This is a genomic window from Nitrospira sp. CMX1 (genome assembly GCF_054902215.1).
In genome coordinates this window covers 1-6,863 of record NZ_JBUBKD010000021.1, presented here as the reverse complement: position 1 = coordinate 6,863, position 6,863 = coordinate 1, and the positions used below count along the sequence as shown (strand labels likewise).

Here is a 6,863-nt window from a genome sequence, read left to right as displayed (position 1 = left end):
TGCTCATACACATCGCCAGGTTCACTGATCGCCAGTTTGGTTTGCAGTGGCCTACCCCCGACACCCAGTTTTTTCTTTTGACACTCCGCACACTGTTCTCCACCCATGGTGTGCGTGCCACAGGCACACTGGCGTTGAAGAAGACCAGTACAGCCTGACCGAGGAGCCTGATTCCTTCCAGCTTCAGCTTGTACGGCAGTCCGTTCCATTCCCACTCTTCCCTCAGTCTCGCGGCCCCTCACTTACTCACTTTGCCTACAACTTCCTCTTACTGTTTCTTCGCTGAGTGACTGGTCCCAATTCCCTGATACACCGCTTGAGCAATCTGCCGTCCAAGCTGGACGGGACTTGCACCTTCTGCCATGTGCATCACTGCCTGAGGCACAGAGGCGCGGGCGCCTCCGGCCATGGTGTCCTGTCCAACGCCATTCACTTCAATCAAGCGTGCCAATTCCTGCTCGACGGCACTCTGCACAAGTGCCCGTTGGCTCCCTCGGAGAGGGAGGTCGTCCAGGATTAATCGCTCGATATGCAATCGGACGTTCATGCCACCACTTCCGTTTCCTCATCCCATTGGAAATCGGCTTCGTAAATGGGTCGCTCCAGCTTGCGAAACTCCGCCCGAGCCGCCTCAAAGATGAGCGGCATGGTCACGGGTGTACCGGCACCCGCTGCGAGAAACGCGGCGTTCATCGCAACATTGTTGATATTGCCACCATTCAGGTTGAGCTGTACCAACCGATCGAAGTCCAGTTGGGCCGTTTCTGTTTCTCGTGGAAAGACCCGTTCCCAGATGGTCTTTCGCTCTTGGATGCCGTGAGCACGGAACTCCACGATGAACCGGATCCGGCGCATGAAGGCTTGATCCAACGCACTCTTTCGATTCGTAGCGAGAATGGCCAACCCCCGATAGGCTTCGATACGCTGTAAGAGATAATTGATCTCGATGTTGGCGTAACGGTCGTGACTATCCTTCACATCGCTCCGTTTGCCGAATAGGGCGTCCGCCTCGTCGAAGAAAAGAATCGCGCCGCCGTCCTCGGCGGCGTCGAACAACCGCCGGAGATTTTTTTCCGTTTCTCCGATGTACTTACTGACCACCGCCGACAGGTCGATCCGAAAGAGACTCAACCGTAAGTCGTTCGCCAGCACCTCGGCTGCCATCGTCTTGCCGGTACCGCTCTCGCCGGCAAAGAGGGCATTGATGCTCAATCCGCGAGAGCGCTTCGCCGCAAAGCCCCAGTCGCTATAGACCCTGGTACGGTTCGCCACCTGTGCAGCCAGTTCATGTAGGAGTTTGAGCTCCGGTTCAGGCAACACAATGTCTTCCCAAGTCGCCTTTGGTTCGATCCGCTGCGCCAACAGCTCCAAACGTGGACGGGTGTCCACGACACAAGCCTCCCAGAGCTGCTGGGGAATGGACTGTTGTCCGATGGCAGGAGAGGACAGCGTCGTGCGCGCGATCTGATGGATCGTCGTGAGATTCAAATTGAACTGGCCGGCAAGTCTCGCCGCCATACCGTTCTGCTGAGCCCCCAAAAGAGAATCCCACGCCTGATGTTGTTCGGATTTCGTCGGCTTCCCGATATCGAATGCGACTGAGGCACGGCCCGTTTCCATCCGACGATCCTGCGTATCAAGGAAAAAGATGCCGCTGCTCCGAGCTAAGAAGCGATGCAGCGCGGACGCATGGGTATCGCCTGTGGCCGTTTTCTCCATCTCATGGGCGTCCAGGTACAAGGCAAATGGCCAGAGAACCCCTTCGCGCATGAGCAACCGCGTCAGCTGTTCCAGTTCGGCTGGTGGCGATGGGAGCAACTCGATTGGGAGCCGATAGAGAGGCAAGCGCAGTGCCGCTGCCGCATGACTCGCGACCAGTTGCTTGCTCGATGAATCGACACCCAGCAATTGCATGACCGGAACTGCCCGCAGCGACCCGGCCTCTCCTGCCTGGCGAATCATGCTGTCCACTGTTGACCGTTGCGACGGTGGGAGATCTAGACCTCGATTTTCATACCGGAGCGGCAGTAGCAATGGCACGAGTCGATCATCCAGATAGTTGAGCCCTTTGATGTAATTCACAATGCGCTCGTCGGCCCGCAGCGCGCTCGTCGTCAGCGGCTGTGCACCAGGTTGGTTGATTTCGAGCAGCCGCCAATATCTCAAGGGCCTCTCAGGCGACAGCACATCCCAGGCCGGCTCAGCAAACAGCGCCAACGCGAGCGCAAAGGTGGGATAGCGGCGCGCCGGATCATCCTGAGCCTGCGCACAGAGCAACGCCATTCTGGTATCAAACTCCATCGCCGCACAGAGGAGAAGCACTTCACTCTCAAACCTCGACAAGCCCAAGTTACGGCGCAGCACAATCAACGCCGGTGGCTGGTCTACTGTTTCAAATGCCGCTAGTTCCTCAGCAGCTCGCGCCAGTTGCTTCTCACTGATACTGTTAGTTCCAACGGCAGGTTGAGCCTGTTTCGCGTCACGTCCTGATGAACGTCGAACACCTTTGTGCGGAGCCGAGCGAGGTTCTGGCTGTACCCGTGACGCTGCACCAGCTGACTGCTCGATAAACCAGGCCAGGCGGAACCGTAGCCATGCTAGTGCTTTCCTCAAATACTCATCATTCTGTTGCTGCCACGATCTTGACTTCGAGGCTTTCATTGTACGGTGACCTTCTTCGTCGTATCGAATTCCGGCGGCGTCTTGCTCCAATCGACCAGAAGGCTATCCACTCCATCCACCCGTAGTCGGACGAAATAGATCCCAGGCACGATGTTCTTCAGGCGAAACTTCAAGGTATCCGTCTGTGCTGGGCGTGTTTCCGGATGCAGCTCTCGATCGCCCAACAGGAGCGCCACACGCTGGGTCGCCTGTACCCTGGGACTCACTTGAACGGTTAATATCGCATCTCGCCTGACTGGCTTCGGAGTAACGTTCTCAATTTTTGGCGCAATAGACAGACTGAGGGCATTGGTCATCCGCTCATTCCCCGCTGCCGCCGGATCGATCGGTGTGATGTGGGCGGCCACGGTATAGAACCCTGCCGGCAACTCGGTCGGCTTGTTCGGAACGGTCACCTTCAGCTCCTTGTCCGTTCCGTTCTTGGCCGGAATCTCCACAGTCTTCTTGAGCAACGGATGCATCAGGTGCACTACCACCGAACTTTCACCCAAATGATGCCCCTTGATCAGGAGCTCATCTCCCAACAGTGCAGTGGGCTGTTGTTTCGGCAGTTCTGTCATATCGATCAATTTCTTACTCGGCTCTCGTGTCGGAACCGTAATCTCCGTCAGCGTTGGGAACGGCGTCGTCAAATCCGGCTGGACCACGACTCCCCGATCATTTTTTCCGCGCAGCAACACCGGTAAGGGCGTCCTCGTCGGTCGTGTACTCTCGATCAGCACCACGGAGACTTGGTAGGCTGCCGATAGGCGGTAATGGATCTGAAAGGTCGTCCAAAGCTTCGACATTTCTTCAAACAGCAGCGGCTGAAGGGTAATGCGAACACGCTCGACCTGGTCTGCCAGATCGCTGGCGGCCAAATCGCGGTCGGCCCGCACGGCATCTCTGATTTCGTCCGTCCCTAAGAGCGGATGGTCATGTAAAATGCGCATGGCCTCGCCGAGCAGGGCGTGACTTCTCGTCTCATCACGTTCATCGCCGCTGTACGCCGTCAGCAAGTAGTACAGTGTGAGCGGCAACGGGGGATGGCCGGTTTCACCGGATTTCACTCGGCCCGGCATTTCCATATTGCGAAAGGCCGCATCCGGTAACGCCTGATAGAGAAAGAGATTGATCCGTTGCTTGTCGGCATTAATCCCTTCCGGCGCTTTGTCTAATGGCCTGACCGTCACGTGTTCCACTCCACCTTTTTCCAGCAGTCGACGCAATGTCGCGGTCACCGAGGCAATCGCCAGTGAATTGCTCATCCGCCACTCCGCCCACCACGGCGTTTGAGATAATCGTCAAGACTCATGGCCAATGATGGCTTGGGGTTCTTCTGGTGGCGGACCGGAGGAGGCACCGCACGAACCTCCACCCGACCGATAGTCACCTGCACAACCGGTTCCAACAGCTTTCCTCTGCTTGCCGCTGATGCCTGACTGATCGTCGCTGCCGTCATGGGTGAATCTGCTCGACGCACTGCGACAAAGTTATTCGAGGTCCTAGGCAACGTACGAGGGGTGGCTATCGGTTCTTGTTGGTCCAATGCTGAAGACGATGTCCCTGAAAAATCTCCTGGCTGACGCGACATGAGGTACTGCGATGGAGCAGCACCCTTCGTTGTCCGTACCGAAGCGACAAGAGAAGGATCAAGAGACAAGTCACCGGCATTGTGTCCAGCAGCAGCTTGCTTGCGTACCTCGGCGAGAGTCCCTTCTGATTCACTCACGGTTGTCGGAAATCGATGGTGCTGCTCGCCATCACTCCGCGCTGTTGTTGCTCTGGCAAGAGGTTGCTGGGACGACGATGCACTGACTCGTCCCCCACGCGTATTGATAGGGCTGTTCGGCTCCTGGTCATGGGCTTGTGTTGTTGGAACAAACGAACGGTTGTCCGGAGATTCACTTGAAGACTCATCCATCAATAGAGAGCTTCCGCCTTGCCCGGCACTCTTTGTCTGCGCACTCGGTATTCGTAACGGTGACCTTGCGGATTGTGCTGCAACCCTTGGCCATAAGGCTGGCATCTCCTGAGGTGGCATCATCCGCATGCTGAAAGTTGAATCAGACACAACGCTCGGATCAATCGACGAGAGGCTGATTGTATTGGCCTCTGATGGATTTCTTACTGAGGTCCCGTGAGGCTCAAAATGTCTTGAGTTCGGCGCTCCTACGGTTGATACGCTGTTCATCGCCAGGTCTACTTCCTTCAGCTCTGACAGAAGCGCTGTTTCAGAAGAAGCAAGCAGTCGCTCACCCTCGGCGATAGGTACGGCGGCCTGTTCCCGATGCTGAGTTTCTCTTTCAAGATGGGATCCACCGTCTCCTCGGTTCTGCCCTGACGTCTCCGAAGATTGGTGCATGGTCGGATCATGTCTTGGAACCGCCTGATTGACCTCAATTGCCCGATGCGGTTCTTCCCCAGGATCCCCCCCTCTCACCTCTTCGCCTCTGGAGTTCGGCGATACTGGGTCAAACATCGAGGGCAGGCGCGGCTGAATTGTCCGTTCAGGATGCCTTGTACGAATGAGAAGGTTCGTCAGATAATCGCTCATCCCTGCACCATGTCCAGATAGCACTGGCGCCGCCAGGCACTCATCCTGAGGATGTCACCCTCGGCCCACCCGTACGCCGAGGCCAGAAGATGAACCTCACCCAACAACCGCTTTGCCCAGGCACCAATCTCACGCCACACAAACGATGCAATGTCGAAGAGCACCTGCCATTGATATCCGCATGCGGCACAAGTCACCGCAAGCTCCACATCACCTTGAGGATCGGCTTCTGCCATCCGTTCAATCACCGGTTCTGCAAGCGAACTCGGGAATGCCGTTGTCGTCTCGCCGCGATGCATGACTCGAATCAGACACCGTTCCAGTAAGAGCTGTTTGGCTGCACCTGGTTCGGGCTTGTGCACGACCATCATCAAGTCCTCACTCGTCGGCAGTCGGAACGTCACCTGGTAGTCGTCGACGTCACAGACAAACTCTTCTTGCGTCTCACTCTTCAGCGGCACTCGAATCTGATCGACCTCAAACACGAGATCAAGACTATCCCGGCATTGAGGACACACCACCACTGTCTGCACGCGTGATCCAAACAACTGTTCCCGCAACGCGAGCAAGAGTGCATCACGACGGCCGATCGGCAAGCGGGCCAGTTCACCGACCGCCGTCTTCGGAATCGCCTCAGCCAACAGGCTCAGTACTTGAGTGACTGAGGACTGCCCCACACCACGGTCCCACACTCTCAACAGAGCACTCGCGGTGAGTACGTGCATCGGCTGTTATGCTGCCGGTTCAGTAAAAGTCGGTTCCGTCGGCTCGGCTACCTCGTAATCCCGTTCCCAACCTTCGTTCTCCAGCTTGATGGTCTGGATAGCTACGGCATTGGCATTGGCATCGAGATCAGGTTGAGCCTGGAACTCCGAGACCCAGCAGCGATAGACCTTGTACGCAATCGCCAGTTGACCTGCCTCGTTGTACATCTCGATAATAATGTCCTTTCGGAAGTCCTTGAGCGAGACCTCCGCTCCCAATCCAGACCCGAAATTCCACACCTTGTTCGCCCATTTTTCGAACTCGGTATCGTGAGTCACCCCGCGCTCCAGCGTGATCGCTTCATACTTCGTACGGCCGGGGGACTTTCTTCCGGTCGATGGATCTCCACCTTCTCGGTGTTCCACGACTTCGGTGCTCCGCTTCAACGACCCCACCTTGCTGATCCCGGCCACGTACTTCCCATCCCATTTCACTCGAAACTTAAAGTTCTTGTAGGGATCGAACCGCTGTGCATTCACGCTAAACTGCGCCATACTTATCCCTCCTCACATCAATCGCTAGACTTCGATTTGTCCCGCCATCTGTTGCAACTTAATAATGACAAACTCCGCCGGTTTGAGCGGTGCAAAGCCGACCACGATGTTCACAATACCGAGGTTGATATCGTTCTGCGTCGTGGTCTCCTTGTCGCATTTGACGAAATAGGCCTCACGCGGTGTCGTGCCTTGAAAGGCTCCCTGTCGAAACAAATTGTGCATAAAGGCCCCGATGTTTAGTCTGATCTGTGCCCACAGGGGCTCATCGTTCGGCTCAAAGACGACCCACTGCGTGCCTCGATAGAGACTCTCTTCAATAAAGAGCGCCGTGCGGCGGACGGGAACATACTTCCACTCATCGGCGAGTTGATCGGCGCCACGCA

The 6,863-nt window shown here is 56.4% G+C and carries 7 protein-coding genes; all 7 read right to left on the bottom strand.

All coding sequences use genetic code 11. The features are described 5' to 3' along the window. Positions 1-268: 268 nt before the first annotated feature. The gene (locus ACYX34_RS06605) at positions 269-547 is read right to left on the bottom strand and encodes a hypothetical protein (protein WP_462075764.1); all 279 of its coding nucleotides are present in this window, start codon (positions 545-547) and stop codon (positions 269-271) included. Beyond that, entirely contained in the window at positions 544-2,613 is a 2,070-nt protein-coding gene (locus tag ACYX34_RS06600; RefSeq protein WP_462075763.1) for an ATP-binding protein, read from the bottom strand. The genes ACYX34_RS06605 and ACYX34_RS06600 overlap by 4 nt, the downstream gene beginning before the upstream one ends. A 44-nt stretch (positions 2,614-2,657) precedes the next feature. Next, positions 2,658-3,929, bottom strand: a complete 1,272-nt coding sequence (locus tag ACYX34_RS06595) for a Pvc16 family protein (protein ID WP_462075762.1) — start codon at positions 3,927-3,929, stop codon at positions 2,658-2,660. Further along, positions 3,926-4,585: a hypothetical protein gene (locus tag ACYX34_RS06590; RefSeq protein ID WP_462075761.1), complete on the bottom strand. Its 660-nt coding sequence runs from the start codon at positions 4,583-4,585 to the stop codon at positions 3,926-3,928. The genes ACYX34_RS06595 and ACYX34_RS06590 overlap by 4 nt, the downstream gene beginning before the upstream one ends. Before the next feature lie 629 nt (positions 4,586-5,214). Then, complete coding sequence (locus tag ACYX34_RS06585) at positions 5,215-5,943, bottom strand: T4 family baseplate hub assembly chaperone (RefSeq protein ID WP_462075760.1); 729 nt, start codon at positions 5,941-5,943, stop codon at positions 5,215-5,217. A 6-nt stretch (positions 5,944-5,949) separates the two neighbouring features. Further along, on the bottom strand, positions 5,950-6,477 hold the full coding sequence (locus tag ACYX34_RS06580; protein WP_462075759.1) for a phage tail protein: 528 nt from the start codon (positions 6,475-6,477) through the stop codon (positions 5,950-5,952). A 24-nt stretch (positions 6,478-6,501) separates the two neighbouring features. Further along, positions 6,502-6,863, bottom strand: a 362-nt coding sequence (locus ACYX34_RS06575) for a phage tail sheath C-terminal domain-containing protein (RefSeq protein ID WP_462075758.1), incomplete at its 5' end; no start/stop codon positions are given.

Excerpts from the sequence above, each read along its gene's own strand:
- ACYX34_RS06605 (WP_462075764.1), bottom strand. The coding sequence starts at position 547 with ATGAACGTCCGATTGCATATCGAGCGATTAATCCTGGACGACCTCCCT.
- ACYX34_RS06595 (WP_462075762.1), bottom strand. The coding sequence starts at position 3,929 with ATGAGCAATTCACTGGCGATTGCCTCGGTGACCGCGACATTGCGTCGA.
- ACYX34_RS06590 (WP_462075761.1), bottom strand. The coding sequence starts at position 4,585 with ATGGATGAGTCTTCAAGTGAATCTCCGGACAACCGTTCGTTTGTTCCA.
- ACYX34_RS06585 (WP_462075760.1), bottom strand. The coding sequence starts at position 5,943 with ATGCACGTACTCACCGCGAGTGCTCTGTTGAGAGTGTGGGACCGTGGT.
- ACYX34_RS06580 (WP_462075759.1), bottom strand. The coding sequence starts at position 6,477 with ATGGCGCAGTTTAGCGTGAATGCACAGCGGTTCGATCCCTACAAGAAC.